At 65.4% G+C, this 25,610-nt stretch carries 29 protein-coding genes; 23 read left to right on the top strand and 6 right to left on the bottom strand.

Translation table 11 applies throughout. From position 1 onward, the window contains the following. Nucleotides 1-15: 15 nt before the first annotated feature. Together hemB and CE453_RS19100 are read right to left on the bottom strand one after the other, a co-directional pair. Nucleotides 16-1,071 (bottom strand): porphobilinogen synthase, encoded by a 1,056-nt coding sequence (hemB, locus tag CE453_RS19105; RefSeq protein WP_089176011.1) that lies wholly within the window; start codon nucleotides 1,069-1,071, stop codon nucleotides 16-18. Nucleotides 1,072-1,288: 217 nt separating this feature from the next. Beyond that, complete coding sequence (locus CE453_RS19100; protein ID WP_198302154.1) at nucleotides 1,289-1,921, bottom strand: hypothetical protein; 633 nt, start codon at nucleotides 1,919-1,921, stop codon at nucleotides 1,289-1,291. 75 nt (nucleotides 1,922-1,996) lie between these two features. Here CE453_RS19100 and CE453_RS19095 point away from each other — a divergent pair, with 75 nt between their 5' ends. The 4 genes from CE453_RS19095 to CE453_RS19080 all read left to right on the top strand — a co-directional run bounded on the left by CE453_RS19095 (nucleotide 1,997) and on the right by CE453_RS19080 (nucleotide 5,867). Then, nucleotides 1,997-3,052, top strand: coding sequence for an enoyl-CoA hydratase/isomerase family protein (locus tag CE453_RS19095; RefSeq protein ID WP_089176009.1), 1,056 nt, complete (start codon nucleotides 1,997-1,999; stop codon nucleotides 3,050-3,052). 2 nt (nucleotides 3,053-3,054) lie between these two features. Further along, nucleotides 3,055-3,495, top strand: coding sequence for a DUF6163 family protein (locus CE453_RS19090; protein WP_089176008.1), 441 nt, complete (start codon nucleotides 3,055-3,057; stop codon nucleotides 3,493-3,495). Nucleotides 3,496-3,826: 331 nt separating this feature from the next. Next, complete coding sequence (ldtR, locus tag CE453_RS19085) at nucleotides 3,827-4,339, top strand: transcriptional regulator LdtR (RefSeq protein ID WP_089176007.1); 513 nt, start codon at nucleotides 3,827-3,829, stop codon at nucleotides 4,337-4,339. Nucleotides 4,340-4,622: 283 nt separating this feature from the next. Then, nucleotides 4,623-5,867, top strand: a complete 1,245-nt coding sequence (locus CE453_RS19080; protein ID WP_089176006.1) for a L,D-transpeptidase family protein — start codon at nucleotides 4,623-4,625, stop codon at nucleotides 5,865-5,867. Between the two features lie 261 nt (nucleotides 5,868-6,128). Here CE453_RS19080 and CE453_RS29490 read toward each other — a convergent pair whose 3' ends face one another. Both CE453_RS29490 and CE453_RS19075 read right to left on the bottom strand, forming a co-directional pair. After that, nucleotides 6,129-6,257: a hypothetical protein gene (locus CE453_RS29490; protein ID WP_282568763.1), complete on the bottom strand. Its 129-nt coding sequence runs from the start codon at nucleotides 6,255-6,257 to the stop codon at nucleotides 6,129-6,131. Nucleotides 6,258-6,588: 331 nt separating this feature from the next. Continuing rightward, entirely contained in the window at nucleotides 6,589-7,827 is a 1,239-nt protein-coding gene (locus CE453_RS19075) for an MFS transporter (protein WP_089176005.1), read from the bottom strand. A 68-nt stretch (nucleotides 7,828-7,895) separates the two neighbouring features. Here CE453_RS19075 and CE453_RS19070 point away from each other — a divergent pair, with 68 nt between their 5' ends. The 12 genes from CE453_RS19070 to CE453_RS19015 all read left to right on the top strand — a co-directional run bounded on the left by CE453_RS19070 (nucleotide 7,896) and on the right by CE453_RS19015 (nucleotide 19,826). Further along, complete coding sequence (locus CE453_RS19070; RefSeq protein ID WP_089176004.1) at nucleotides 7,896-8,360, top strand: helix-turn-helix domain-containing protein; 465 nt, start codon at nucleotides 7,896-7,898, stop codon at nucleotides 8,358-8,360. Nucleotides 8,361-8,472: 112 nt separating this feature from the next. Continuing rightward, complete coding sequence (gene glyA, locus CE453_RS19065; protein WP_089176003.1) at nucleotides 8,473-9,771, top strand: serine hydroxymethyltransferase; 1,299 nt, start codon at nucleotides 8,473-8,475, stop codon at nucleotides 9,769-9,771. A gap of 39 nt (nucleotides 9,772-9,810) precedes the next feature. Beyond that, a complete protein-coding gene (nrdR, locus tag CE453_RS19060; RefSeq protein WP_089176002.1) occupies nucleotides 9,811-10,314 on the top strand; it encodes a transcriptional regulator NrdR in 504 nt (167 codons plus the stop codon). Further along, nucleotides 10,307-11,497 carry a bifunctional diaminohydroxyphosphoribosylaminopyrimidine deaminase/5-amino-6-(5-phosphoribosylamino)uracil reductase RibD gene (gene ribD / locus CE453_RS19055; protein ID WP_198302153.1) on the top strand — a complete coding sequence of 397 codons (1,191 nt, stop codon included), beginning with the start codon at nucleotides 10,307-10,309 and terminating at the stop codon, nucleotides 11,495-11,497. The genes nrdR and ribD overlap by 8 nt, the downstream gene beginning before the upstream one ends. Then, entirely contained in the window at nucleotides 11,497-12,144 is a 648-nt protein-coding gene (locus tag CE453_RS19050) for a riboflavin synthase (RefSeq protein ID WP_089176000.1), read from the top strand. The genes ribD and CE453_RS19050 overlap by 1 nt, the downstream gene beginning before the upstream one ends. A gap of 34 nt (nucleotides 12,145-12,178) precedes the next feature. Further along, nucleotides 12,179-12,703, top strand: coding sequence for a 6,7-dimethyl-8-ribityllumazine synthase (gene ribH / locus CE453_RS19045; protein WP_089175999.1), 525 nt, complete (start codon nucleotides 12,179-12,181; stop codon nucleotides 12,701-12,703). Next, a complete protein-coding gene (nusB, locus tag CE453_RS19040) occupies nucleotides 12,700-13,167 on the top strand; it encodes a transcription antitermination factor NusB (RefSeq protein WP_089175998.1) in 468 nt (155 codons plus the stop codon). Before ribH ends, nusB begins: the two co-directional genes overlap by 4 nt. An 88-nt stretch (nucleotides 13,168-13,255) precedes the next feature. Further along, nucleotides 13,256-14,251 carry a thiamine-phosphate kinase gene (gene thiL, locus CE453_RS19035; protein WP_089175997.1) on the top strand — a complete coding sequence of 332 codons (996 nt, stop codon included), beginning with the start codon at nucleotides 13,256-13,258 and terminating at the stop codon, nucleotides 14,249-14,251. 36 nt (nucleotides 14,252-14,287) lie between these two features. After that, nucleotides 14,288-15,499, top strand: coding sequence for an MFS transporter (locus CE453_RS19030; RefSeq protein WP_089175996.1), 1,212 nt, complete (start codon nucleotides 14,288-14,290; stop codon nucleotides 15,497-15,499). Nucleotides 15,500-15,531: 32 nt separating this feature from the next. Beyond that, on the top strand, nucleotides 15,532-16,332 hold the full coding sequence (gene allE / locus CE453_RS19025; RefSeq protein WP_089175995.1) for a (S)-ureidoglycine aminohydrolase: 801 nt from the start codon (nucleotides 15,532-15,534) through the stop codon (nucleotides 16,330-16,332). A gap of 213 nt (nucleotides 16,333-16,545) precedes the next feature. Then, entirely contained in the window at nucleotides 16,546-18,702 is a 2,157-nt protein-coding gene (locus CE453_RS19020; RefSeq protein ID WP_089175994.1) for a sodium-translocating pyrophosphatase, read from the top strand. A gap of 197 nt (nucleotides 18,703-18,899) precedes the next feature. Beyond that, nucleotides 18,900-19,826: a DMT family transporter gene (locus CE453_RS19015; protein ID WP_089175993.1), complete on the top strand. Its 927-nt coding sequence runs from the start codon at nucleotides 18,900-18,902 to the stop codon at nucleotides 19,824-19,826. 79 nt (nucleotides 19,827-19,905) lie between these two features. Here CE453_RS19015 and CE453_RS19010 read toward each other — a convergent pair whose 3' ends face one another. After that, on the bottom strand, nucleotides 19,906-20,412 hold the full coding sequence (locus CE453_RS19010; RefSeq protein ID WP_248307799.1) for an outer membrane protein assembly factor BamE: 507 nt from the start codon (nucleotides 20,410-20,412) through the stop codon (nucleotides 19,906-19,908). 191 nt (nucleotides 20,413-20,603) lie between these two features. Here CE453_RS19010 and CE453_RS19005 point away from each other — a divergent pair, with 191 nt between their 5' ends. From CE453_RS19005 to sugE, 7 genes are all read left to right on the top strand, one after another. Next, nucleotides 20,604-21,101, top strand: coding sequence for a ubiquinol-cytochrome C chaperone family protein (locus tag CE453_RS19005; RefSeq protein WP_248307798.1), 498 nt, complete (start codon nucleotides 20,604-20,606; stop codon nucleotides 21,099-21,101). Beyond that, the gene (locus CE453_RS19000; RefSeq protein ID WP_157733102.1) at nucleotides 21,091-21,651 is read left to right on the top strand and encodes a YceD family protein; all 561 of its coding nucleotides are present in this window, start codon (nucleotides 21,091-21,093) and stop codon (nucleotides 21,649-21,651) included. Before CE453_RS19005 ends, CE453_RS19000 begins: the two co-directional genes overlap by 11 nt. A gap of 174 nt (nucleotides 21,652-21,825) precedes the next feature. After that, nucleotides 21,826-22,884, top strand: coding sequence for a phosphate acyltransferase PlsX (plsX, locus tag CE453_RS18995; RefSeq protein WP_089175989.1), 1,059 nt, complete (start codon nucleotides 21,826-21,828; stop codon nucleotides 22,882-22,884). Nucleotides 22,885-22,895: 11 nt separating this feature from the next. Continuing rightward, nucleotides 22,896-23,873 carry a beta-ketoacyl-ACP synthase III gene (locus CE453_RS18990; RefSeq protein ID WP_089175988.1) on the top strand — a complete coding sequence of 326 codons (978 nt, stop codon included), beginning with the start codon at nucleotides 22,896-22,898 and terminating at the stop codon, nucleotides 23,871-23,873. Between the two features lie 190 nt (nucleotides 23,874-24,063). Then, nucleotides 24,064-24,378, top strand: coding sequence for an integration host factor subunit alpha (locus CE453_RS18985; RefSeq protein WP_089175987.1), 315 nt, complete (start codon nucleotides 24,064-24,066; stop codon nucleotides 24,376-24,378). 41 nt (nucleotides 24,379-24,419) lie between these two features. Further along, entirely contained in the window at nucleotides 24,420-24,908 is a 489-nt protein-coding gene (locus CE453_RS18980) for a MerR family transcriptional regulator (protein ID WP_089178019.1), read from the top strand. 181 nt (nucleotides 24,909-25,089) lie between these two features. After that, nucleotides 25,090-25,407 carry a quaternary ammonium compound efflux SMR transporter SugE gene (gene sugE, locus CE453_RS18975; protein WP_089175986.1) on the top strand — a complete coding sequence of 106 codons (318 nt, stop codon included), beginning with the start codon at nucleotides 25,090-25,092 and terminating at the stop codon, nucleotides 25,405-25,407. Between the two features lie 13 nt (nucleotides 25,408-25,420). Here sugE and CE453_RS28965 read toward each other — a convergent pair whose 3' ends face one another. Beyond that, nucleotides 25,421-25,588, bottom strand: coding sequence for a hypothetical protein (locus CE453_RS28965; protein ID WP_198302152.1), 168 nt, complete (start codon nucleotides 25,586-25,588; stop codon nucleotides 25,421-25,423). Between the last annotated feature and the right edge of the window lie 22 nt (nucleotides 25,589-25,610).

Raw genomic sequence — 25,610 nt, 5'->3', positions numbered from 1 at the left:
GGCGCCGGACGGCGCTCAGCCCGCCTTCAGCTTCTTTGCCACGCGTGGCGCGAAATAAGTCAGCACGCCGTCGGCGCCGGCACGCTTGAAAGCGAGCAGGCTTTCCAGCATCGCCTTGTCGCCGTCGAGCCAGCCGTTCTGCACCGCCGCCATCAGCATCGCGTACTCGCCGGAGACCTGATAGGCGAAGGTCGGTACCCTGAAATGATCCTTCACCCGCGCCACCACGTCGAGATAGGGCAGGCCGGGCTTGATCATGACCATGTCGGCGCCTTCCTCGAGATCGAGCGCGACTTCCGCGATGGCCTCGTCCGTATTGGCCGGGTCCATCTGGTAGGTACGCTTGTCGCCGATCAGAGTCGCATTGGTGCCGATCGCATCGCGGAACGGACCGTAAAAGGCCGAGGCATATTTCGCCGCATAGGCCATGATCTGCACGTCCTCGAGGCCGCTGTCGTCGAGCGCCTCGCGGATCGCGCCGATACGCCCGTCCATCATGTCGGAGGGAGCGATCACGTCGGCGCCGGCATCGGCAAGTGCCAGCGCCTGGCGAACGAGGATCGCCACGCTGGCATCGTTCAAGATGCGCTCTCCGTCCATGACACCGTCATGGCCATGCGAGGTATAGGGGTCGAGCGCGGCATCGCAGATGATGCCGATCTGCGGCACTTCGCGCTTGATCGCGCGCACCGCGCGGCACATCAGGTTCTCGGCGTTGACCGCTTCCGACCCGGTCGGATCACGCAGCGCCTTCTCGACGAAGGGAAAGGGCGCGATCGCCGGGATGCCGAGCTCGGCCGCCTCGGCCGCCTGCCGGACGGCCTCGTCGATGTTCAGCCGATCGACGCCGGGCATCCATTCAACCGGAGTGCGGGCTTCCGCCGTATCCATCAGGAAGATCGGCCAGATCAGGTCGTCGACGGTCAGCAGGTTTTCGCGCACGAGTCGGCGCGACCAGTCGGCCTTGCGGTTGCGGCGCATGCGGCGCGTCAGGCCCAGCGACGGACCCGCCTGCGCTTCATTCTGGCGCGACTCGGGGGCGGGGAACGGCCTGACGACCCGGGATTCCATGGCAATGCCTCAAATGACGACGTCGTGGCACGCCCGAAGGGGGCAGGGGGCGGCGGCGACATGCCGGCTTCATATCACATCGGAACGATTCCAAAACAGAGGCGCATGGTCGCGGCATTCAAGAGACGACGTCCGAACCGAGCCGGCGCTCCCAATCGGAGCAGTGGCAGGGCCTTCTGGTCTCGTTTCACGTCGAAGATGACGAGACGGTGGGGAACTAGGGATTCATATAGCTCCAGACTCTGGGAAGAGGGGCTTGCATCTCTGACTGGATAGCCAGCCAAGTTACGATCCAGTTATCCTCAGTTCTCTGATGAAGAATAAAGCGAAAGAAGTAAATGTTATTGTCTGTCGCAATCTTGAAGATGATATCTTTGCCCGTCTTTCCGTATGATTTGTCGATAATCTTTTCAAAATAAAATGGTTTTCCGATGATATCGAGCCCCAATATCGTTTTCTTGAATTGGTCTCCATCGTAAGGATTTCCGAGAACGCTCATGGATCGAGCTGCCTCCTCGAATTTCCGAGCCGAAACATCGTCGATGAACTCGGTTAGGATCGCTTCGATATCTTCGAGCTTTGTCCCTTTCGGTCCGGCTAATGGAGTCGAATGGGCAGTTTGCGCTGACGCGGAAGAAATGGCGCAGAAAAACACTGCGACGGCCCAAAGCAGGCGAGCGTAGCCAATCACATCATCGTCTCCAACGCCTTGATAGATGAGCGCAAATTCGTGCGTTTCACAAGGATTTTGGAGCCGGCCGTGCAGGCGGTGCCGAATAGGAGATAAGGCGATGGCCGGGGGTGAAGACACGACAGTTCTTCGCTCACCGCCCAAAACCGGCATCTGCACGAACGCACTGTCGCTCGCGTTGACAAGCCCGGCCCCGCCTTCCAGAACCGCAGCCCATCGCAACCGGAGCGGGCCATGACGCGGGACCAGGACATCATCTGCGAGATCCGCGGCGCGGCCGGCGTCGTCATCCTCAATCGACCGAAGGCGCTCAATGCCTTGAGCCTCGGCATGGTTCGCGAACTGGCGCGCGCGCTCGACGCATGGGAAAACGACCCGCAGGTGACGCGCGTCGTCGTCCTCAGCACGAGCGAGAAGGCCTTTTCAGCCGGTGGTGACATCCGCTGGCTGCACGATTGCGGCAAGGCCGGCCGCTATGACGAGATGCTCGCCTTCTGGGGCGAGGAGTACATCCTCAACCACCGCATCAAGACTTATCCCAAGCCCTATGTCGCGCTGGTCGACGGCATCGTCATGGGCGGCGGAGTCGGCATCTCGCTGCATGGCAGCCACCGCATCGCCGGCGATCGCTATCTCTTCGCCATGCCGGAGGTCGGAATCGGCTTCTTCCCGGATGTCGGCGCGACCTGGGCGTTGCCGCGCCTGCCCGGAGCCTTCGGCAATTTCCTCGCTTTGACCGGCGAGCGGATGGGCGCTGCCGACGCGCTCTCGGTCGGGCTCGCCACCCATGGTGTCCCCAGCGACCGGATGGCCGAACTTGCCGACGCGCTGACCAGCCGCGCCGCGCTCGACGACATTCTCGCCGGCTTCACCATCGCGCGGCCGCCCGGCCCGCTGCAGGCGGAGTCTGCGGCGATCGCCGATGCCTTCGGGGCAGCTTCGCCGCTGGCCGTCATCGAGCGGCTGAACGCCCTGGCCGCGCGTGGCAGTGCCTTTGCCGGCAAACTCGTCCAGACCCTTGCCACCAAATCCCCGACCAGCGTCGCCATCGCCCATGAGCAGATGCGTCGCGGCAAGGACCTCGATTTCGCCGAGGCGATGCGCACCGAATTCCGCGTCGTCTCGCGGATCGCCCATGGCCACGACTTCTATGAGGGTGTTCGCGCCGTCGTGATCGACAAGGACCAGGCGCCGCGCTGGCAGCCCGACCGGCTGGAAGCCGTCGAGCCCGCCGCAATCGCCGCCTATTTCGCTCCGCTCGGTGCCGCCGAGCTGAAGCTGGAGGGCTGAGCTTGGGTCTGGGCGGTGACGGTGAGGCGTTGCGTGGGGAGCAGGCGGGACAGGCCGGCAAGAAGGCGTCGGCCCGCTGGCGGCTCGTGCTCGTCTGGTTCCTGCGCCTGCTCTCGGTCTTCTGGCTGGCGAAGGGGTTGATGGCCTGGATGGTGATCTTCGGCGTCGCGGCCGACGCCCAGCCGCCCTTCGAGAATCGCCTGCTCAGCTTCCAGGCGATCATCGTCTATTTCGCGGTGATCGACCTTGTCGCCGCTGTGGGACTCTGGCTCACCTCGACCTGGGGCGGCGTGCTCTGGCTGCTCGCCACGCTCAGCCATCTGCTGCTCAGCTTCTTCTTCCCGCGCTTCGTTCCGCTGACGACCTGGATGGTCGGAATCTATGTGGCGTTGATGGCGGTCTACTTCCTCGTCACTTGGGCCGCCGAGAACGAGGCGGAATAGCTCCGCACCAGCCGTCTTACGGTGCGGACCCTTATCCCGAGGAGCCGCTCAGCGGCGTCTCGATGAGGCTGGGATTTCAGTCCGGGCACCGAGCGGGCGGCTTGTTGCAAGCGGGTGCCGCAGCCTCCGCACGGCCGCTCGATTGCGGCGAGTCATGGTAAGAATCGCTTTAGCTTAAGCCTTTCTGGCTTCACGTACGATTCACCCAAAGGGGTAAATCTCTGATTCATCCTGATATTTAAACTCGTTTTCATCCGGGCAGGCTTATGGTGTTTTTCAGAAGCGGACCGGAAGACAAATTCCGGCCGACACACAACAGGCGGGATATACGATGAAAGCGAGCGTCAAGACTTCCGAGGTTGCCAAGAACAACGAGGCGGAACTGAACGTGAAGCCTCTTTATCTTGAGTCGCTGACCCTGGTGGAGCGGCTGCATCGCCGGCTTCTCGATGTCATCAAGGATGAGTTCGAGCGCCGCGGCCGCGACGACGTCAACAGCGTGCAGGCTCTGCTTCTCTACAATATCGGCGACGCCGAGCTGTCGGCGAGCGAACTGCGCACCCGCGGCTACTATCTCGGCTCGAACGTCTCCTACAACGTCAAGAAGCTGGTCGAGCTCGGCTATCTCCATCACGCCCGCTCGCGGATCGATCGCCGCTCGGTGCGCATCAGCCTGACGGAGAAGGGCTCCGAAGTACACGACATCGTGAAGGGCGTGTACGACAAGCATGTTCGCACGGTCGAGCAGATCGGCGGCATCGCAGCGGATGACTTCGAGCGCATGAACAATGCGCTGCTGCGGCTGGAGCGCTTCTGGACCGATCAGATCCGCTACAAGCTCTGAAGCGTCGTTTTCTCGCGATCTCGCCCGCGGGGCGGCCGGATTGCTCCGGCCGCCCGGGCTCTTTTCACGGCGTGGACAGGCGACCCTCGCCGAAAAGTGTGACTTTGCTGCCATGCATGCAGCAAAACTGGGTCATGCCCTAAATTCGCCGCTCTCATCACACCTCCTTAACTGTGATACGACACCGTCGCCGGCATGGGAGCCGACCCGCTGCGCTGCCGCTCCTGCCGGCGGCATTTTTATGCCGGTCGTCCGCGTTCGGATGAAGTTGAAGAGGGAAGAGATGTCGCAACTGAGCCTGACACGCCGCGAAACCGTGCTGGCGCTGCTTTCGGGTGCCGCTTCGGTCGCAGCGGCCCCGGCGTTCGCGCAGCAGGCCGAATGGCTTCAGAACTACGATGCCGGCCCGCGCAATGCCGTGTTGCGCTCTTCGACGCCGATGCTGTCGCCCGAAACCTTGCAGGCAACCGAGCAGGCCATCGCGGCCTATCGCGATCTCGCGTCGCGCGGCGGCTGGCAGCCTGTGCAGTTGCCTGACCGCATGGGTCTCGGCGCAAGGGGACCGGCTGTCGCGGCGCTGCGTCAGCGCCTCGCGATCACCGGCGATCTCGTGCAGAAGGCCGGCGAGAGCAACGTCTACGATTCCTATGTCGAGGCGGCCGTGCGCCAGTTCCAGGCCCGTGTCGGTCTGTCGACGACCGGTTCGATCAATCGCGCTACGGTCGTTGCCCTCAACGTCCCGATCGAGCGCCGCATCCGTCAGCTCGAGACCAATGTCGTGCGCCTGCGCACCTGGTCCGGCAATCTCGGCAACCGCTACGTCGTCGCAAATATCCCGGCCGCGATGGTCGAGACGGTCGAGAACGGCCATGTCGCGACCCGTCATGCTGCCGGCGTCGGCAAGATCGACCGTCAGTCGCCGCTGCTGCAGACCAAGATTCCGGAAGTCAATTTCAACCCGACCTGGACGGTTCCCGCTTCGATCATCAAGAAGGACCTCATCCCGAAGATGAGGAAGGAGCCGAACTACCTCACCGAGAACAAGATCCGCATCATTTCGCCCAGCGGCGGCGAGATCGCACCCTCGCAGGTCAACTGGAACTCGGACGAGGCGACGCGCTACACCTTCCGGCAGGATCCGGGCGGCGACTTCAACTCGCTGGGCTTCGTGCGCATCAACATCCCGAGCCCCTACGGCGTCTATATGCATGACACGCCGGCCAAAGGCATCTTCGGCGACGACTACCGCTTCGTCTCCTCGGGCTGCATGCGCGTCCAGAACGTGCGCGACTACGTCGCCTGGCTCTTGAAGAACACCCCCGGCTGGGATCGTTCCAAGATCGACGAGGTCATCGCTTCCGGCCAGCGCGTCAACGCCCGCATTGCCGATCCGGTGCCGTGCTACTGGGTCTATGTCACTGCCTGGGCGACCCCGGATGGCGGCGTGCAGTTTCGCGACGACATCTACAATAAGGACGGCCTCGGGCCTGCGCCGGTCGCCGCGCTCCAGGGCGAAAACGACATCTGACGCTTGACGATCAGGTTCCGGCAAAATCGGAATCCAAGAAAAACCCGCCGAGCCATCGGCGGGTTTTTCGTTTGAAGCTCCGGCTCCGAACGCAATGTCGCGACCTTCCACATGACAGGCACCGCCGTCATGCGGAGGGAGGTTCGGAGCGGCGAATGGTGTGATCGTGGTGTGGGCCGGTTTGGCCTGCCGGCGCAACTTGCTTCTCGGGTTGTAGCGCGGAGGGCTGCCTGAGCCCTCCGCGTGGTCCTGACGGAGCGCCTAGCTCCAGAAGCCCTGCTGGTAGTCGCGAGGCGAGAACGATTCGGTATCGTCCTGCTGGGCCTCGCATTCGTCCTCGTGACCGAGTTCGGCCTCGGAGGCGTAGTCGCAGTCGTGCCGTTCGAGCATGAATCTCTCCTTTCGAAGTCTGAGGGAGGTGCTTCGGCAAGCGAAAGATATGGGCTTATGTTGCGACGCACAAGATGACGCTGCGGGAGCTTTTGAGCGATATTCGGCTAAGATTGCGGGATAAGCCGCGCTTGCTTTGCGCTTGGTGCCGAGAAAACGCCCATGATTCCGACGGTTTGCCCAATCGCGCTTTCGTCTCGATCAGGGTCGATATTGCCCTGCAAAATGACGGGATCACGATCGCGTGCCTTGTCTGCCGACCGCTGGTCCCGGTTCCAGTTCGGCTCTCGTGATGAGCGCCGAACTGGAACCGAAGCGTCCTGGGCTGCCGTCAAAGGGAGTGTGCCCGCGCTGCGGCGCCTGCTCGCATCCGCAGCCATGAAGCCGCACCTGCCAGTGCGGCCACGAGGGCCATGGTCGCGAGCAGCAGCGCAGTTCCATGAAACAGGGCCTGATAGCCATGCCCGTCGATCAACGGCGTGCTGGCGAGGGGAGAACAGAACTGGCCGATGAAGACGGACGCGGTCAGGATGCCGCCGGCCAATCCACGCGCGGCGGGCGGCGCGAGGTTCAAGGCAAGTGCGATGAAGCTCGGAGAGACCAGCGCATAGCCGGCGCCGATCGCAGCCGCGGCCAGGAAGAGAAGCGGTTCCGTCCCGGCAAGGGGCAGAAGCAGGAAGCCCAGCGCCATCGAGCCGTAGCCCAGGAAGAAGATGCCAGCGTAACCGCCTGCGCGCTGAATGCGCGGATAGAGCAGGGCGAGGCAGCCCCCCGAGACCATCAGCAGGCCGAGCATTGCCCCGGTCGTGGCCGGGCTGGCATAGCCGCGCATGGCAAGGAAGAACGATATCTGCGTCGGCATGAGAAAGAAGACCATGTTGGTCGCGGCTTGGAGGAGCGCCAGCAGGGCAAGCGGGGCGCTCCATGAGCCGCTGCGCTCGTTGCTTTCGCCCGGCATGGCTGCCGCGGCGGACGATCTGGGCTCGGGGTCGATGATGACGCGCCACATCAGCGGCAGGAAAAGGATCGCCAGCCCGTAGATGGCAAAGGGCAGGCGAGGCGAAAGGGCGGCGACCCAGCCCGCGAGCGAGATGAAGACCAGCCCGCCGAAATTGCGCGCGGAAATCTGCAGGCCGGTCAGCGCGTTGCGCGCGTGGCCGGTGAAATAGTCGCCGATCAGGGCGGTCTGTGCCGTCATGATGAGAGCAACGGCGAGGCCCAGCACGAGGCGGCTCGCGAAAATCGTCCGCAGGTCCGGCAAGACCAGGCCGGCGCATCCGGAGAGCACGAAGAGAATCGTGCCCGCCAGGAGCAGCATGCGCCGCCCGAGACGGTCGGCAACCAGCCCGATGATCGGTGCGCTAATCGCGACGGCGAGCGAGGGCGCCGGCACCAGCAACCGGGTCAGCATCGCCGCGTTCGGGTCGGCGCCGAACAGCCGCTCGATCCCGGGCAGGGCCGGGCTGATCGTCGCATTCGCCATCGTCGTGAGTGAGGCCGCCATCAACAACGCGATGGCGCGCGGGTCTCGCCAGATTGCTCTTTCCCTTTCGGTATCAATGTTTTCCATGATTTTTCCTCTTGCTGAAATCGCAGGTTCGGCAGAGCCTACGAATTCAAGCCAACTTGAGGTCAAGCATGCCGCTTCTGGATATCGGCGAGATCGCGGAGCGCTCAGGGGTCCCGCCTTCGACGCTGCGCTATTATGAGGAGGTCGGGCTGATCCGGTCCGAAGGACGGCGGGGGCTGCGCCGGCAGTTCGATGGCGACGTGCTGCTCAAACTGTCGCTGATCGGCTTGGGCAAGGCTGCCGGCTTTTCGCTCGTCGAGATCGCCGGCATGTTCGGCCGGAATGGGCAGCCCGAAATTCCTCGTGCGCAGCTGCATGCGAAGGCCAACGACCTGCAGCGGCAGATCCTCGACTTGAGGACGCTGCGCGATGCCTTGCGCCATGTCGCCGATTGCCGGGCGCCGAGCCATCTCGAATGCCCCAGCTTTCGCGCGCTCATGAAAGCATCGTCGCGCGGGCCTCTGGTCTATCGTCCATCCGGCGGCCCAACCGGTGCGAGGCAGGCGCCGGGCCGGAGCAAGCGAGGCGGTTGATCGGGCGAGCCAGCCCTGTGGCCATCTATCGCTTGGACAGCCTCCGTCCTCATGATAGGGACGCCGCGACAGGACCGAGCCTTAGCAGGCCGCCGAATCTCAGGAGCCGGACATGAGCGAAGCCGCGCGCGACAAGCACCTCTCGAACTCCTTTTTCGGCGCCTCGCTCGCGGATACCGATCCCGAGATCGCCCGCGCTATCGAGCTGGAGCTCGGCCGCCAGCGCGACGAGATCGAGCTGATCGCCTCCGAGAACATCGTCTCCCGCGCCGTGCTCGAGGCGCAGGGCTCGGTGATGACCAACAAATATGCCGAGGGCTATCCGGGCCGGCGCTATTATGGCGGCTGCCAGTTCGTCGACATCGCCGAGAAGCTCGCCATCGAGCGTGCCACGCGGCTCTTCGGCTGCACCTATGCCAACGTCCAGCCGAATTCCGGCTCGCAGGCCAACCAGGGCGTCTTCATGGCGCTGATGCAGCCGGGCGACACCTTCATGGGCCTCGACCTCGCCGCCGGCGGGCACCTGACCCATGGCGCGCCGGTCAACCAGTCCGGCAAGTGGTTCAACGTGGTCTCATACGGCGTCTGCGTCGTCGACCAGATGATCGACTACGACGCGATGGAGCGCCTCGCCGTCGAGCACAAGCCGAAGGTCATCGTCGCCGGCGGCTCGGCCTATGCCCGTCACTGGGACTTCGCCCGCTTCCGCGAGATCGCCGACAAGGTCGGCGCCTATTTCATGGTCGATATCGCGCATTTCGCCGGTCTCGTCGCAGGCGGTGCGCATCCTTCGCCGTTCCCGCACGCCCATGTCGTCACCACCACCACGCACAAGACCCTGCGCGGCCCACGTGGCGGCATGATCCTGACCAATGACGAGGCCATCGCGAAGAAGGTCAATTCCGCGATCTTCCCGGGCATCCAGGGCGGCCCGCTGATGCATGTCATCGCTGCCAAGGCGGTCTCGTTCCATGAGGCGCTGCAGCCGGAGTTCAAGACCTACGCCCACGCCGTCGTCGCCAACGCCAAGGCGCTGGCCGAGACGCTGAAGGCAAAGGGCTTCGATCTTGTCACCGGCGGTACCGACAACCACCTGATGCTGGTCGACCTGCGCTCGAAGAAGCTGACTGGCAAGGCTGCGGAAGCAGCGCTCGGCCGCGCCCACATCACCTGCAACAAGAACGGCATCCCCTTCGACCCCGAGAAGCCGATGACCACCTCCGGCATCCGTCTTGGCACCCCGGCGGCGACCTCGCGTGGCTTCGGCATCGCCGAGTTCAAGCAGGTCGGCGAGCTGATCGCCGAGGTGCTCGACGGTCTCGCCGCGAATGGCGAAGAGGGCAACGCCGCCGTCGAGGAGGCCGTCAAGGCCAAGGTCACTGCGCTGACGGCGCGTTTCCCGATCTACTGAGGCATCTCGAAGGGGTCTGAGAAAGGCTGGCGAGCAAAGATGCGCTGTCCCTATTGCGGCTCCCTCGACACGCAGGTGAAGGACTCCCGTCCCACCGACGACCACGCCTCGATCCGCCGCCGCCGCGTCTGTCCGGACTGCGGCGGCCGCTTCACCACCTTCGAGCGCGTGCAGCTGCGTGAGCTCACGGTGGTCAAGCGTTCGGGGCGGCGGGCGCCCTTCGACCGCGACAAGCTGGAAACCTCAGTGGCGCATGCCCTGCGCAAGCGCTCCGTCACGCCGGAGCGCATCGAGCGCATGGTCAACGGCATCGTGCGCCAGCTCGAAAGCTCGGGCGAAGCCGAGATTCCGAGCTCGACGATCGGCGAGCTGGTGATGGAGGGGCTGAAAGGCCTCGACGATGTCGCCTATGTCCGCTTCGCCTCGGTCTACAAGAACTTCCGCGAGGCCAAGGACTTCGAGGAGCTGCTTGGCCAGCTCGGTACTGTCGAGGGCGAGGCTGCGCCTCTTCTGACTGACAGGCCATCCCGCGACGATGACTGATCCGAGAGCATTGTCGAGCGACGCGGGCAGCGGTCCGCGCGAGGAGAATGCGCCAAATCGGAAACTGGCGGCCGATCGTGCCTTCATGGCCCAGGCGCTGGCTTATGGCGCCCGCAATCTGGGCGCGACCTGGCCTAATCCATCCGTCGGCGCCATTGTCACGCGCGATACCCGGGACGGGCCGGTCGTAGTTGCGCGGGGGCTGACGCAACCCGGCGGACGTCCGCATGGCGAGGCTCTGGCCTTCGCGCGCGCCGGCGCCGCGGCGATGGGCGGCACGCTCTATGTCACGCTCGAGCCCTGCTCGCATCGCTCGTTGCGCGGCGGCATTCCTTGCGTCGAACACACGATCCTCTCCGGCGTGAAGCGCGTCGTTTCGGCGATGGCGGACCCGAATCCATTCATCGCCGGCCTAGGCCATGCCCTGTTGCGCACGGCGGGGATCGAGGTCGTCACCGGCGTGCTGGAAGATCAGGCGCAGCGTGCCCATCGCGGTCATGTCCTGCGGGTGACGCAAGGCCGGCCCATGGTGACCTTCAAGATCGCCCGCACGGCCGATGGCTATGCCGGTGGGGCAGGGGCAACGCCTCTCGCTGTCTCCTGCGCGACAGCCGGGGCCTGGGTGCACCTGCAACGGGCGCGTCATGACGCGATCATGCTCGGCATCGGATCCGTCCTCTCGGACGATCCGCAGCTGACGGTCCGCCTGCCGGGGCTGGCAGGTCGTTCGCCGGTGCGGGTGATCCTCGACACGCATCTGCGGCTGCCGCTGACGTCGAAACTCGTCCGCACCGCGCGTGAAGTGCCCGTCTGGGTGATCGCCGCCGAAACCGCGCCGGTCAGGCTCGAGGCGGAGCTGGTGGCGGCCGGCGTCGAGGTCATGCGCGTCGGGCTTGGGCCGGACGGCCATCTCGATCTGCGCGAGGCGCTGACCTTGCTCGGCACGCGCGGTATCACCCGCGTCTTCTCGGAAGGCGGCCCGCGCATCGGCGAGAAGCTGGCCCTGGCAGGGCTTGCCGACGAGGTCATCGTCTCGACCTCGCCAAAAACGCTGGGCGAAGCCGGCATTGTCGCCGTGCGGCCGGGCCTTGCGGGACTGCTGGCCGATCCCGATCTCTACCGCCTCGCCGAAACCGAGCTGATCGGCGGCGACCGTTTCGAGCATTTTGTAAGGAGAGGCTGATGTTCACCGGCATCGTCACCGCCATCGGCGAGGTCGTCGAGTCCGAGCGCAAGGGGCCGAACCTCAAGCGCCTCGCCATCGCCAGTCCTTATGACGCGGAAGGCATCGCCATCGGCGCCTCCATCGCCTGCGCTGGGGTCTGCCTCACCGTCACGGCGTTGAGACCCCGCACGGATGGCGAGCCGGGCTGTGTCTTCCAGGTCGAGGCGGCGGCCGAGACCTTGGCCAAGACGATGGTCGGAGAATGGGAGCCGGGCACCAGGATCAATCTGGAGCGCTCGCTCAAGGTCGGCGAGGAACTCGGCGGCCATCTTGTGACCGGCCATGTCGACGGTGTCGGCCGCATCCTCAAGATCGAGGCGATCGAGCCGGACCCCGACGAGCCCTGGGGCGCGACCGCCCGTTTCCACATCCGCGCGCCGCAGGGGCTGGCCCGCTTCATTGCCGCGAAGGGCTCGGTCAGCCTCGACGGCACCTCGCTCACGGTCAACACGGTCGACGACGATGTCTTCACCGTGCTTCTCATCCCGCATTCCTTCGCCGTCACCACCTGGGGCCAGCGCAAGGAGGGCGATCCCGTTCATGTCGAGGTCGATCTGATGGCACGGTATGCCGCACGGCTTGCGGAGGCGCGCCCGCAGGGGTAACGAGCCTGCTCACATTCCAACAAGGACAAGAACCATGGCCGGACCCCGGCAGATCTCGGCCAATGAGGCCGCAACTCCTGCGCTCGACATCGAGGGCGTCCGCGTGCTCGTCGTCGAGGCACGCTTCTATGACAAGCTCGCCGACGAATTGCTGGCAGGTGCCACCGCCGTGCTCGAGAAGGCAGGCTGCCGCGTCGACGTCGTTACCGTCCCCGGCGCGCTCGAAATTCCCTCCGCGATCGTCATCGGCTTGCGCGCCGCCGACGAGTCGGTCGATCCCTATGAGGCGGTCGTCGCGCTCGGCACCGTGATCCGCGGCGAGACTGGCCATTACGACATCGTCGCCGGCGAAAGCTCGCGCGCGCTGATGGACCTGTCGGTCGCCTTCGCCCTGCCGCTCGGCAACGGCATCCTCACCGTCGAGAACGAGGCGCAGGCCTGGGCGCGCGCCAACCGCTCCGAGATGGACAAGGGCGGCGGTGCCGCGGAAGCGGCACTGGCGGTGCTGCGCTACAAGCGCTCGCTGGCCGAGGCCGCCGACGTGGAGCAACCGGAATGAGCCGCGCCGAGATGCGGCGCGGCGCGCGTCTCTCTGTCGTGCAGGCGCTCTACGAGATGGAAGTCGGCGGCCGCGGCGTCAACGAGGCCATGGCCGAGTTCGAAGCCTTCTGGATCGGCAAGGAGGTCGAGGAGATCGAATTGCCGAAGGCGGAGATCGCCTTCTTCCGCGACCTGCTCGGCGGAGTCGTGCGCGAGCAGCGCCTGGTCGACCGCACTGTCGACGACCTGCTCGCCAAGGGCTGGCCGCTGAAGCGGGTCGAAGCGGTGGTGCGCGCCGTCCTGCGCGCCGGCGCCTACGAACTTGCCTTCCGCAAGGACGTGCCGGCCCGCGCCGTCATTTCCGAATATGTCGCGGTGGCCCGTGCGTTCTATGACGGCGAGGAGATCGGCATGGTCAACGCCGTGCTCGACAAGATGGCCCGCGAATTCCGCGCCGACGAGTTCGACGTTCCGGCGGCGTAGTTTTTTGCACCTCGATCGTCATCCCGGATCGGCGCCGCTGGCGCGGCTTGTCCGGGATGGCCATGGAACGGCCGAGGAATTTGGTTCGATGACCGATAACCAGCGCCCCGGCGAATTCGAGCTGATCGAACGCCATTTCGCGCCGCTGGCCGGGCCGGGTGGCCTCGGCCTCCTCGACGATGCCGGGCTGCTCCGGCCTGGCCGCGGCTACGAAGTCGTCGTCACCGCCGATGCCCTGGTCGCCGGCGTGCACTTCTTCCCGGATGATCCGCCGGCGGCGATCGGCTGGAAGGCGCTCGCCGTCAATCTTTCCGACCTCGCCGCCAAGGGCGCCAGGTCCGAGGGGTTCGTCCTGACCATCGCCCTGCCGCGCGACTGGACCGAAGGCTGGATCGTCGATTTCGCCGCCGGCCTCGGCAAGCTCGCCAGGCAAGCGGGCTGCCCGCTGATTGGCGGCGACACGGTCTCGACCGCCGGTCCGTTGACCCTCTCGATCACCGCTTTCGGCACCGTGCCGGCAGGGAGGATGGTTCGCCGCGCCGGCGCGAAGGCGGGAGATCTCGTGCTGGTCTCGGGCACGATCGGCGACGGCGCGCTCGGCCTCAAGGTCCACGGCCCGGACAAGCCGGAATGGGTCGCCGCGCTGGATAGTGGGCAGCGCGATTTCCTTGCCGATCGTTATCTGCATCCGCAGCCGCGCACGCTCCTGGCCGAGGCGCTTCAGCGCCATGCGAGTGCCGCGATGGATATTTCGGACGGGCTCGTCGGCGATCTCGCCAAGCTCTTGAAGACCTCCAATGTCGGCGCCGAGATCAATCTCGATGCGGTTCCGCTCTCTGCTCCGGCCCGCGCCGTGCTCATGGCTGCTCCCGCATTGGCGGAACTGGCCTGGACCGGAGGAGACGACTACGAAATTCTCTGCGCAGTGCCGGAAGGAGATTATTCTGCTCTGGCTGCGGCGGCTGCGGAGCATTCCGTTCCGCTGACGCCGATCGGCCGGATCATCCCGGAGGCGGGCGCGGTGCGATACAGCGGGAGGGGCGGTGCGCAAGGCTTTGCGCGCGGCTCCTTCTCTCATTTCTGAAAGCGGCTCCACGCGGCGCCGCAGAACGGCGTGGCGATGAACCAGCATGTCCCGGTCGCCGAGGGCGACAGGCTCGCGAAGCGCAATGCGCTCATTCTCTCGGGCGCCCAGGCGCTCGGCGGCGCAAACCCGGCGATCATCGTTTCGCTCGGCGGCCTCGTCGGCGCCCAGCTTGCCTCGGACAAGACCTTCGCGACCGTGCCGGTCAGCCTGCTCCAGCTCGGGATCGCGGCCGGCGTCATTCCTGCTGCGATGCTCATGCGCCACCTCGGTCGGCGCGGCGGCTACCTTATCGGTGCTCTGGTTGGAGCCATGGGCGGAAGCTTGGCGGCGGGCGGGGTCGTATCGCGCCAATTCTGGTTGTTCTGTCTCGGCACCTTCGTTTGCGGGCTCTATGGCTCCTTCGTCCAGAGCTACCGCTTCGCTGCCGCCGATACCGCGAGCCCCGGTTTCCGGCCCCGCGCGATTTCCTGGGTCATGCTCGGCGGTCTCGCGGCAGGCATCATCGGCCCACAATCGGTCTATTGGACGCGGGACCTGACGCCGTCGGCCCCCTTTGCCGCGAGCTTCCTCGCGCAGGGCGCGCTCGCGTTGCTGGCGATCTGCATCGTCTCGCAACTGCGCGCGCCGCCGGTCAAGACCGTGCGCAGCGACCTCGGCCGACCTCTCGGCCAGATCATGCGCCAACCCAAATTCATCGCCTCGGTCATCGCCGCGCTCGTCGCCTACGGGCTGATGAGCTTCGTGATGACGGCCGCTCCCATGGCCATGGTCGCTTGCGGCCATTCGGTCGGCGATGCCGCGCTCGGCATCCAATGGCATGTACTGGGCATGTATGGACCGAGCTTCTTCACCGGCAAGCTGATCGAGCGCTTCGGCAAGGAGACGATCACGATCACCGGGCTTGCCCTGACGGCGCTGGCGGCGGTTGTCGGCCTGACGGGCCTGAGCGTTGGGCATTTCTGGCTGGCGCTGGTGCTGCTCGGCATCGGCTGGAATTTCGGCTTCATCGGCGCGACGGCATTGGTGACGGATTGCTATCGCCCCGAGGAGCGGGTGAAGGTTCAGGCTGCCAACGACTTCCTGGTTTTCGGCTCGGTCGCCATCGCGTCTTTCTCGTCGGGTGGCCTGCTGAGTCATGGCGGTTGGGAAGTGGTCAACTGGCTGGTCTTCCCGCCGATCGCGGTCGCATTGCTGCTGGTCGTCTGGCAGCGTACGCAGAAGCGTGCCGCCGCTCCGGCAACCTGAGTGGCGCTGGTCCGCGAGGAAGAGGATAAGAGATGAGCCAACGCGCGTTTCCGGTGGCCACGGGCCGCGTTCCGCCCGGAGCCATCGGTCATAACCGCGGCGTCGTGCGCCCGAACTACGCCTTCATGCCGCCGGAGGGCGTGCTCGTCAGCCGGCTGCCGCAGTATCAGGCGACGATCGCGCGCATTCTCGCTGCGCCGGTTCTGGGAGCGGCCTTCGCCCAATATGTCCTCGAGATCGCGCCTGGCGGCGGAACCACGGCCCCGTTCGCAGAGGAAGGCATCCAGCAGTTCTTCTATGGGCTGACAGGCGAGGCGACATTCGCCATGGCCGGCGATGCGCCGAAGCCGCTGGCCGCTGGCAACTTTGCCTATCTCCCGCCGGGCACGCCGTTCAGCCTGCGCAACGAGACGGCGGAGACGGTCCGGGTGCTGGCGCTGCGCAAGCGCTATGAGAGGGCTCCCGGCTTGGCCATGCCCGAGCCGATCCTGTCGCATCAGGATGAGGTGCCGATGACGAATCACACCGGCATGGAAGGGCGCGGCTTCCAGTTCCTGCTGCCCTATGGCGACATGCGCTTCGATTTCGAGATGAACCTGATGTGGTTCAAGCCGGGCGTCTGCTTTCCGGCGGTCGAGACGCATGTGATGGAGCACGGTCTCTACATGCTGGAAGGGCAGGGGCTCTACCTACTCGGCGCGGATTGGCACGAGATCTGGGCGCGGGATTTCATCTGGATGGGCGGCTATTGCCCGCAGCAATTCTACCCGACCGGCCAGGATGACGCCTGCTATCTGCTCTACAAGAACGTCAACCGCGACATCGCGCTCTGACGCCTCCTGCGGGAACGACTGACATTCGACGAAATTTGTAAGCGCAGCCGTTTGCGCTCCTCGTCGAAACTTGCCACAAATTCGCCTGACACTGGCGACGCAGAGCGGGCCTTTTAGTCTTCAGGGCCCGTTTTTTCGCTGCCTGACGTCCAACGCTGCAAAAGAGGAGCGGCAGCGCTCCCGACGGCTGGAAGCTCAAGGTCAGGAAACCGAATGTCAGCTCTGCTTCTTATCATCATATTGAGTGCGCTATCGATCGCCTACGGCGTCTGGGCCTATAGCGACGTCATGAAGCGCGATGCCGGCAACCAGCGCATGCAGGAGATTTCCGGCGCGGTCGCGGAAGGCGCGCAGGCCTATCTCAAGCGTCAGTACATGACCATTTCGATGGTCGGTGTCGTCCTGTTCGTGCTGCTGGCCTGGCTGCTCGGCAAATGGGTCGCGATCGGCTTCCTGATCGGCGCGGTGCTTTCAGGCGCCGCCGGCTTCATCGGCATGAACGTTTCGGTGCGTGCCAATGTCCGCACGGCGCAGGCTGCGATGCAGTCGCTGGGCGAGGGCCTCGACGTTGCCTTCAAGGCGGGTGCGGTCACCGGCCTGCTGGTGGCCGGCCTCGCCCTGCTCGGTGTCGCCGTCTATTACGGCGTCCTGACCTCTTCGCTCGGCTTCGAGCCTTCGAGTCGCACCGTCATCGATTCGCTGGTGGCGCTCGGCTTCGGCGCCTCGCTGATCTCGATCTTCGCCCGTCTTGGCGGCGGCATCTTCACCAAGGGGGCCGATGTGGGCGCCGACCTCGTCGGCAAGGTCGAGGCCGGCATCCCGGAGGACGATCCGCGCAACCCGGCGACCATCGCCGACAATGTCGGTGACAATGTCGGCGACTGCGCCGGCATGGCCGCCGACCTGTTCGAGACCTATGCGGTGACGCTGGTCGCGACCATGGTGCTCGCGGCGATCTTCTTCGCCGGTCAGCCGGTGCTCGGCACGATGATGCTCTATCCGATGGCGATCGGGGCGGCCTGCATCGTCACCTCGATCATCGGCACCTTCTTCGTGAAGCTCGGCGCCAACCAGTCGATCATGGGCGCGCTCTACAAGGGCTTCATTGCCGCCGGCGTGCTTTCAGTCGCGGCGATCGCTGCCGTGAACTACGCCATGTTCGGCGGCTTCTCGGCGGCCTTCACCACTGTGCAGGGCGTCAGCTTCACTTCGGGCGCGCTCTTCGGCTGCGCGCTGGTCGGCCTCGCGGTGACGCTGCTGATCGTCGTCATCACCGAATACTACACCGGCACCGGCAAGCGTCCGGTCGTCTCGATCGCCCAGGCCTCGGTGACGGGTCACGGCACCAACGTCATCCAGGGCCTCGCGGTCTCGCTGGAGGCGACGGCGGCGCCGACCATCGTCATCATCGCCGGCATCATCGCCGCCTACAGCCTTGCGGGCCTGTTCGGCATTGCCGTCGCCACCACCGCCATGCTGGCGCTGGCCGGCGTGGTCGTGGCGCTCGACGCCTTCGGCCCTGTCACCGACAATGCCGGCGGCATCGCCGAGATGGCCGGCCTGCCCAAGGAGGTGCGTCACTCGACTGACGCGCTCGACGCGGTCGGCAACACCACCAAGGCGGTGACCAAGGGCTACGCGATCGGCTCGGCCGGCCTCGGCGCCCTGGTGCTCTTCGCCGCCTATACTTCGGACCTGAACTTCTTCATTTCCGAAGCCAACAAGGCCGGCGGCAGCGCCTTCCAGTACTTCAAGGGCGTTACCGTCGACTTCTCGCTGTCCAACCCCTATGTCGTCGTCGGCCTGCTGCTCGGCGGCCTCATCCCCTTCCTCTTCGGCGGCATGGGCATGACGGCGGTCGGCCGTGCGGCGGGTTCGGTGGTCGAGGAGGTGCGCAAGCAGTTCCGCGAGAAGCCCGGCATCATGGAAGGCAAGGACCGGCCGGATTACGGCCGCGCCGTCGACATGCTGACCCGCGCCGCGATCAAGGAAATGGTGGTGCCTTCGCTGCTGCCGGTGCTGGCTCCGATCGTGACCTATTTCGTGATCTACTCGATCGCCGGCAAGAACAATGCCTTCGCCGCGGTCGGCGCCATGCTGATGGGCGTTATCGTCACCGGCATCTTCGTCGCGATCTCGATGACCTCGGGCGGCGGCGCCTGGGACAATGCCAAGAAGAGCTTCGAGGACGGCTTCGTCGACAAGGACGGCGTGCGCCATCTCAAGGGCTCCGAAGCCCACAAGGCCTCGGTGACCGGCGACACCGTCGGCGACCCCTACAAGGACACGGCGGGCCCCGCCGTGAACCCGGCGATCAAGATCACCAACATCATCGCCCTGCTTCTGCTTGCGATCCTGGCGCATTCTTGAGCGTAGGCTTTGCCCGAACAATCCGAACCCGCGGCGAAAGCCGCGGGTTTTTCTTTTGTTTCAAGAGCTTGAGGCCGCTGATTGAATCAGATCGGCAAACTGTTGAATCAAGTTCGCAAGCTACGGCCGGAAGCGTAGTGTTGCCGCATGCCGTCAGGCGACAGTGATGGCATGGTCCCGCCGACCGAGGAGGAACCATGTCCACGCAAGCACTCGAAACGCCCGCCGCCGCCCCGAACCGCACTACCGAATTCGCGCTCCTGCTGGCGCTGGCGACGCTCTGGGGCGGCTCCTATACCTTCATCAAGCTCGGGGTGGAGACGATCCCGCCGCTGACCCTGATCGCCGCCCGCACGCTGATCGCCGGGCTGATCCTGCTCGCCGTCATCCGGGGCCGTGGCCTGCGGATGCCGCGCGACCTGACCGCCTGGCGGCGCTTCCTGACGCAGGCCCTGCTCAACAGCGTCGTGCCTTTCACACTGATCGCCTGGGCCGAGCGCAGCGTCGATGCCGGCCTCGCCTCGATCCTCAACGGCACCACGCCGGTCTTCGTCTTCCTGATTCCGCTGGTGCTGACGCCTGGGCGCCGTCCCGACTGGCGCAAGGGCCTGGGCGTCGCGGCCGGCGTTGCCGGCATCAGCTTGATCGTCGGCGTCGACGCATTCTCAGGCCTGGGCTCGCAGGCGCTGCCGCAACTCGCCATCGTCGCGGCGACCGTCGCCTATGCCTGCGCGGCGTTGTTCGGCCGGCATTTCACCGGCATGGACCCGCTGCTCCCGGCGGCGGGGGCGATGCTGACCGGCACGGCGCTGCTGATTCCGGCCGCGCTCATCGTCGACAGACCCTGGACATTGGCACCATCGCAGGAATCCGTACTGGCGCTGCTGGCCCTGTCCGTATTCTCGACCGCGCTCGCCTTCGCGATCTATTTCCGCTTGATCCGCACGCTTGGTTCGGTCGGAACGACGGCGGTCTCCTATCTGCGCGTGCCGATCGGCGTCGCCATCGGGTACGTTTTCCTCGGCGAGCGTCTGCCTCCGACCGCATGGGTCGGGCTCGCGCTGGTGGTCCTTGGCGTGATGGCCATGACTTTGCCGGAGCGGAAGCCGGCCGCGGCGGCTTGAGCAACCACGAGGCCGTCCAAAAAAGAAACCCCGCGACGATGTCGCGGGGTTGCGTTGTTTCCGGAAGCGCTGCGGCTGGTCAGTTGCCGGTCAGGCCGCCCAACGGATTGAACTTGGTGACGCCGCGGAAGAGGTTGCGCAGGAAGTTCTGCTCCTCGCCGCCAGCCGGGGTGGTGCGGCTGATGAAGTCGAAGATCACGCCGTCCTGCAGGCCGTAATTGGCGATCCGCTCCACTTTGAAGCCCTTGTTGAAGTAGACCACCAGCACCTGCTGGTCGATCACCTGCGCATCCTGGAACTGGAAGCGCCGGCGCATCCGCTGGCTGATATAATAGAAGGTGCGGTTGCCGACGGTCGAGGTCGTCGACGGGGTGCCGAGGATCTGCAGCACGGACTGCACGTCCATGCCCACCTTGACCTGCGCGACGAGGGCGTCGTCCATCACGAAGCCGCGGGTGAATTCCTCGTTCATGCCGGTCGAGGTCGGCAGCACGAACCCGCCGGCATCGGGGCCGCAGCCAGCCAGCGCCAGGGACGAGGTCGCGAGGGCTCCGAGCAGGGCGGCGCGGCGGGAAATGGGGCTCATGCGGGCACGATCCAAAGGCGGGGCAGCTGGAGACGGTTTGCGATCATTCCAAGCCGCTTGTCAAAGGGGGCAGGGTTGGCGTAACGCCCGAGGATGGCTTTGGCAAGGCAAGGGCGCCCGCAACGCAGCCGGGCGAAGGCAAAGGTGTGATTTTCGGCTGGTTCGGCAAGCGTGCGCAACGGCGCGCACCGGTGGATGCGTTGTTCGGGCGCGTCGCGGAAGCGTCGCGTGAGCCCGCGCTCTATCTGGATGGCGGGATTCCCGACAGTTTCGAGGGTCGCTTCGAATCGCTGACGCTGCACATGTTCCTGGTGCTGCGGCGGCTGCGCGAGTTGCCGGCGCCAGCCGGCGATCTCTCGCAGGAGCTGACCGATGCCTGCTTCGCCTATCTGGAGCTCGGTTTCCGCAATGGCGGTGTCAGCGACATCGCGGTGCCCAAGCGAATGAAGAAGATCGGTCAGATGTTCTACGGCCGTATCCAGGCTTACGAGGCCGCCTTTGCTGCGGCCGACCCTGAGGCTCTGGTCGAAACCCTGCGCCGCAATGCTTCCTCGCTGGGGGCATCGGCTCTTGCCGCCTATCTGCGGGAAGCTCAGACCGGGCTCGCCTTGCTCGATCTCGATGAGATCTTGCGCCGCGAGCCGCTCTTTCCCGCCTTTGCAAACCAGGAGGCCGTGCATGACGCCTGATCACGGGCGCGCCTCGCCCTTCCGCCACCCCATACGCGTCGAGACGATCCGCCTGCGCGGCACCGAGATCCTGCTCGAAGCCGATGCCGGGCAGCGCGTCGCCATCGCGGCCGCGCTCGATCTGCCCTCGATCGAAGCGCTCACCGCGCGCTACCTGCTGACGCGCAACGGCGAACGGGTGAAGCTCGAAGGCACCATCAAGGCGCAGCTCCACCAACTCTGCGTCGTTACGCTCGACCCGTTCCCGGTCGCGCTCGACGTCCCGGTGAAGCTCGACTTCGCGCCGCAGGATGATGCGCTGATCGCGGCGCGTCGCGGCGATTCGGGCGATGCCGACATCGACATCGAGGTGATGCTCAACGAGCAGGACCCGCCGGAACCGATTATCGACGGTGTCATCGACCTTGGGGCGATCACCCTCGAATTTCTGGCGCTGTCGCTCGATCCTTATCCACGCAAGCCAGGGGTAAGCTTCGAGGCCCCGGCCGCTGACGCCGAGGAGACCTCGCCCTTCGCCGCGCTCGCGAAGCTGAAGCGGGACGCGACATGACACGGATGTGTCTGGACGCTGCGCCGTTCACGGCCGAACACAATTCGCAACGATGATTGAGGATCGCCAAACCGCCCGCGCGGCTTGCGACTTGACCGCAAACCGCTATTGTCCGGCCGGCAAAGAGCCGCCCCGGATTGAAGGTCGGCCGCTTCCGGGACACACCAGAAATCCATGACAAGACCGGTTACAATCGCGCTCGATGCGATGGGCGGGGATCACGGCCCCTCCGTCGTCATTCCCGGCGCAGCCTTGATGCTGGAACGGCGCCCGGACGCGCGCTTCGTCATCTTCGGCGACGAGAAGCAGGTTTTGCCGCTGCTCGATCAGCATCCGAAGCTCAAGGCCGTGACGACGTTCCACCACACCGAGGTCTCGGTGAAGATGGACGACAAGCCGAGCCAGGCTCTGCGCTACGGCCGCTACAAGTCCTCGATGTGGCGCGCGATCGACGCGACCAAGACGGGAGAGGCGGACGTCACCGTCTCGGCCGGCAACACCGGCGCACTGATGGCGATGTCGAAATTCTGCCTGAAGTCGATGGCGCAGGTCGATCGGCCGGCGATTGCCTGCCTATGGCCGACGGCCCGCGGCGAGAGCATCGTGCTCGATGTCGGCGCGACCATCGGCGCCGATGCCCGCCATCTCGTCGATCTCGCCGTGATGGGCGCCGCCATGGCCCGCGTCGTCTTCGACCTCGACCGGCCGACGGTCGGCCTGCTCAATGTCGGCGTCGAGGAGATCAAGGGCGTCGAGGCGGTCAAGGAGGCCGGCCGCATCCTGCGCGAGGGCGACCTGCCGCATCTGTCCTATCATGGCTTCGTCGAGGGGGATGACCTCGGCAAGGGCACGGTCGACGTGGTGGTGACGGAAGGTTTCACCGGCAATATCGCGTTGAAGACGGCCGAAGGCACGGCCCGCCAGATCGCCTCCTATCTGCGCGCGGCGATGGGCCGCTCGCTGATGGCGAAGATCGGCTATCTCTTCGCCCGCGGCGCCTTCGCGGCGTTGCGCGAGAAGCTCGATCCGCGCAAGTCCAACGGCGGCGTCTTCCTGGGGCTGGAAGGCATTGTCATCAAGAGCCATGGCGGCACGGATGCCATCGGCTTCGCCAGCGCTGCCGAACTCGGTTATGAGATGGCGCGCGAGGATCTGATGGCCAAGCTGCGCGAGATGGTTGCCGCGAGCACCCAGCCGGCGCTATCGACGGCGCAGCCGGCCGAGGCCGAATAGGGAATCCTTTCTTGTCCATTTTGCGCTCCCAGGTCATCGGTTGCGGCTCTTATCTCCCCGCCCGCATCGTCACCAATGCCGAACTTGCCACGCTCGTCGACACCAGCGACGAGTGGATCGTCCAGCGCACGGGTATCCGCCAGCGCCATATCGCGGCCGATGACGAACCCACCTCCGTGGTCGGGCTCAAGGCGGCGCAGGACGCCATCGCGGATGCCGGCATCGACGCCTCCGAGATCGACCTGATCATCGTCGCCACCGCGACGCCCGACCATACCTTCCCTGCGACCGCAACGCAGATCCAGGCCGCGCTCGGGATCACCGGCGGTGCGGCCTTCGACGTGCAGGCGGTCTGCTCCGGTTTCGTCTTCGCGCTGGCGACGGCCGACAAGTTCCTCTCGACCGGCGGGGCCAGGACCGCGCTCGTCATCGGCGCCGAGACCTTCTCGCGCATCCTCGACTGGGAGGACCGCGCGACCTGCGTACTCTTCGGTGACGGCGCCGGAGCCGTGGTGCTGCAAGCGGTACCGGGCAAGGGCACCCTGGCCGACCGCGGCGTGCTCACCACCCATATCCGCTCGGACGGGCGCTACAAGGACAAGCTCTATGTCGACGGTGGTGCAGGCTCGACCAAGACGGTCGGCTTCCTGCGCATGGAGGGCAAGGAGGTCTTCCGCCACGCCGTCAACAATCTCGCCGAGACCGTGCGCCACACCTTCGCCGAAACGGGCCTGACCGGCGCCGATATCGACTGGTTTGTGCCGCACCAGGCCAACCGCCGCATCATCGACGCTACGGCGGACAAGCTCGGCATCAGCCATGACCATGTCGTGCTGACCGTCGACCGGCACGGCAACACTTCGGCCGCCTCGATTCCGCTGGCGCTGGCCGAGGCGCACAAGGACGGTCGCATCAAGCCCGGTCAGCTGGTGCTGGTCGAGGCGATGGGCGGCGGTTTTACCTGGGGGTCGGCGTTGATCCGCTGGTGAGCCGACTTCCGAAATTCGCACAATTTGTGATGTTTTATCGCTAATTGCGGTCGGTTTTTGCCGTCGCGGTCGCAATCCCGGTGTTCGAGGATTGACCGGGGCGGCAGGGGCGCCTAGCGTCCGCCGTCCGTATTTGGCGAAAGGTGGTGGCTTGGGGCCGCCGCTGCTGGTCCGCCTTTGGAGGATATGAATGTCGGGGCAAACCGTGACTCGTGCGGATCTGTGCGAGGCTGTCTACCAGAAGATCGGGCTGTCGCGGACGGAAGCGTCGAAGCTGGTCGAGACAGTGCTCGACGAGATCTGCGATGCGGTCGCGCGCGGGGAAAACGTGAAGTTGTCCTCGTTCGGTTCGTTCGTCGTGCGAGACAAGGGCGAGCGAATCGGGCGTAATCCCAAGACTGGTGTCGAGGTGCCGATCGAGCCCCGTCGCGTGATGGTGTTCAAGCCCTCGAATGTGATGAAGGCCCGTATCAACGGGCAGTTGGGTGAGGGTGAGACTGAGTGAATCTGGAGTTCCACGCCGGCGAAGCAAACGCGGAGGCCGAGATGGACACCAAGAGCCCGGACGCTTTCCGAACCATCAGCGAGGTTGCTGACGACCTCGATGTCCCACAGCATGTGCTCCGTTTCTGGGAAACGCGCTTCACCCAGATCAAGCCGCTGAAGCGCGGCGGTGGACGCCGCTACTATCGCCCTGACGATGTTGCCCTGCTCAAGGGCATCCGCCGCCTGCTTTACGGCGAGGGTTACACGATCAAGGGCCTGCAGCGCATCCTGAAGGAGCAGGGGCCGCGCCATGTCCAGGCGATCGGGCGCGGTGCGCCGATCGGCCCGGCGCAGGATGCGGGCCAGCCCGCGATGGCGCCGGCGGCCGCAGGTGCTGCGGAACAACCGGCCCATGAATGGGCGCCGCCACGTCAGGTCGTCCCGGAGGGGCTCGACGACATCACGGTGCTGACCGCGGTGATGGCCGAGCTCGGCGAATGCCGCCGCATCCTCGAGAACGCGCTCAAGCCGGCCGCCGAACCAGCTTGAACGGCACCCATGGCTGGGCGTCGCTACCGGATTAGCATATAGTCTCGTCCGCGAGCGTCGTTCCGGCGCTTGATCGGCTTGGCCAGCGCACGCATTTTCGTGCCGAGGACGACCTCGGGCTAACAGCCTTCCCTTTCCTATAGGCGTGGACGACCTCGCCGGATTTCCGAGGAGGGCCGTCATGGCCTGGCTCTATCTTTTCATCGCGGGACTGTTCGAGGTCGGTTGGGCGATCGGCCTGAAATATACCCATGGCTTCACGCGGCTCGTGCCGACCGCCTTCACCCTGGCCAGCATGGTGATCAGCCTCGGCTTGCTCGGGCTTGCCCTGAAGAGCCTGCCCGTCGGCACGGCTTACGCGGTCTGGACCGGTATCGGCACGATCGGTACCGCCATCCTCGGCATCGCGCTGCTGGGCGAGCCGGCGAGCGCGCTTCGGCTTGCTTGTATCGGTCTCATCGTGGCCGGCATTGTCGGGCTCAAGCTGGTTTCTGCCTGATAGGTGAGCCGGTTCAGCGGCGGAAGGCCTCGGGCCAGTAGCCGCCGCGTTCCAACATGACGATCAGGATGATGATGGCGAGCGTGACCACGATGGTCATCAGCTTGGCGTTCCAGGGAACGCCGCGGCCAATCAGCCAGAGCAGCGCGAGGCCGGCGATGAGCGGGACCATGATCTCCATCGCGGGATCATAGCCTGCTTCC

This window comes from Bosea sp. AS-1, from assembly GCF_002220095.1.
In the GTDB taxonomy this organism is placed as follows: Bacteria; Pseudomonadota; Alphaproteobacteria; order Rhizobiales; family Beijerinckiaceae; genus Allobosea.
The sequence above is the reverse complement of the archived record's forward strand: the minus strand, read 5'-3'. Positions and strand labels throughout refer to the sequence as shown.

Coding starts and splice junctions, on each gene's coding strand:
- glyA (WP_089176003.1), top strand. CDS start 8,473: ATGAGCGAAGCCGCGCGCGACAAGCACCTCTCGAACTCCTTTTTCGGC.
- CE453_RS28965 (WP_198302152.1), bottom strand. CDS start 25,588: ATGGAGATCATGGTCCCGCTCATCGCCGGCCTCGCGCTGCTCTGGCTG.
- CE453_RS19075 (WP_089176005.1), bottom strand. CDS start 7,827: ATGGAAAACATTGATACCGAAAGGGAAAGAGCAATCTGGCGAGACCCG.
- CE453_RS19070 (WP_089176004.1), top strand. CDS start 7,896: ATGCCGCTTCTGGATATCGGCGAGATCGCGGAGCGCTCAGGGGTCCCG.
- thiL (WP_089175997.1), top strand. CDS start 13,256: ATGACCGATAACCAGCGCCCCGGCGAATTCGAGCTGATCGAACGCCAT.
- ldtR (WP_089176007.1), top strand. CDS start 3,827: ATGAAAGCGAGCGTCAAGACTTCCGAGGTTGCCAAGAACAACGAGGCG.
- CE453_RS19030 (WP_089175996.1), top strand. CDS start 14,288: ATGAACCAGCATGTCCCGGTCGCCGAGGGCGACAGGCTCGCGAAGCGC.
- CE453_RS29490 (WP_282568763.1), bottom strand. CDS start 6,257: ATGCTCGAACGGCACGACTGCGACTACGCCTCCGAGGCCGAACTCGGT.
- CE453_RS19000 (WP_157733102.1), top strand. CDS start 21,091: ATGACGCCTGATCACGGGCGCGCCTCGCCCTTCCGCCACCCCATACGC.
- CE453_RS19080 (WP_089176006.1), top strand. CDS start 4,623: ATGTCGCAACTGAGCCTGACACGCCGCGAAACCGTGCTGGCGCTGCTT.
- sugE (WP_089175986.1), top strand. CDS start 25,090: ATGGCCTGGCTCTATCTTTTCATCGCGGGACTGTTCGAGGTCGGTTGG.
- allE (WP_089175995.1), top strand. CDS start 15,532: ATGAGCCAACGCGCGTTTCCGGTGGCCACGGGCCGCGTTCCGCCCGGA.
- CE453_RS19095 (WP_089176009.1), top strand. CDS start 1,997: ATGACGCGGGACCAGGACATCATCTGCGAGATCCGCGGCGCGGCCGGC.
- nusB (WP_089175998.1), top strand. CDS start 12,700: ATGAGCCGCGCCGAGATGCGGCGCGGCGCGCGTCTCTCTGTCGTGCAG.
- ribD (WP_198302153.1), top strand. CDS start 10,307: ATGACTGATCCGAGAGCATTGTCGAGCGACGCGGGCAGCGGTCCGCGC.
- plsX (WP_089175989.1), top strand. CDS start 21,826: ATGACAAGACCGGTTACAATCGCGCTCGATGCGATGGGCGGGGATCAC.
- nrdR (WP_089176002.1), top strand. CDS start 9,811: ATGCGCTGTCCCTATTGCGGCTCCCTCGACACGCAGGTGAAGGACTCC.
- CE453_RS19010 (WP_248307799.1), bottom strand. CDS start 20,412: ATGAGCCCCATTTCCCGCCGCGCCGCCCTGCTCGGAGCCCTCGCGACC.
- ribH (WP_089175999.1), top strand. CDS start 12,179: ATGGCCGGACCCCGGCAGATCTCGGCCAATGAGGCCGCAACTCCTGCG.
- CE453_RS19015 (WP_089175993.1), top strand. CDS start 18,900: ATGTCCACGCAAGCACTCGAAACGCCCGCCGCCGCCCCGAACCGCACT.
- CE453_RS19020 (WP_089175994.1), top strand. CDS start 16,546: ATGTCAGCTCTGCTTCTTATCATCATATTGAGTGCGCTATCGATCGCC.
- CE453_RS18985 (WP_089175987.1), top strand. CDS start 24,064: ATGTCGGGGCAAACCGTGACTCGTGCGGATCTGTGCGAGGCTGTCTAC.
- CE453_RS19050 (WP_089176000.1), top strand. CDS start 11,497: ATGTTCACCGGCATCGTCACCGCCATCGGCGAGGTCGTCGAGTCCGAG.
- CE453_RS18980 (WP_089178019.1), top strand. CDS start 24,420: ATGGACACCAAGAGCCCGGACGCTTTCCGAACCATCAGCGAGGTTGCT.
- hemB (WP_089176011.1), bottom strand. CDS start 1,071: ATGGAATCCCGGGTCGTCAGGCCGTTCCCCGCCCCCGAGTCGCGCCAG.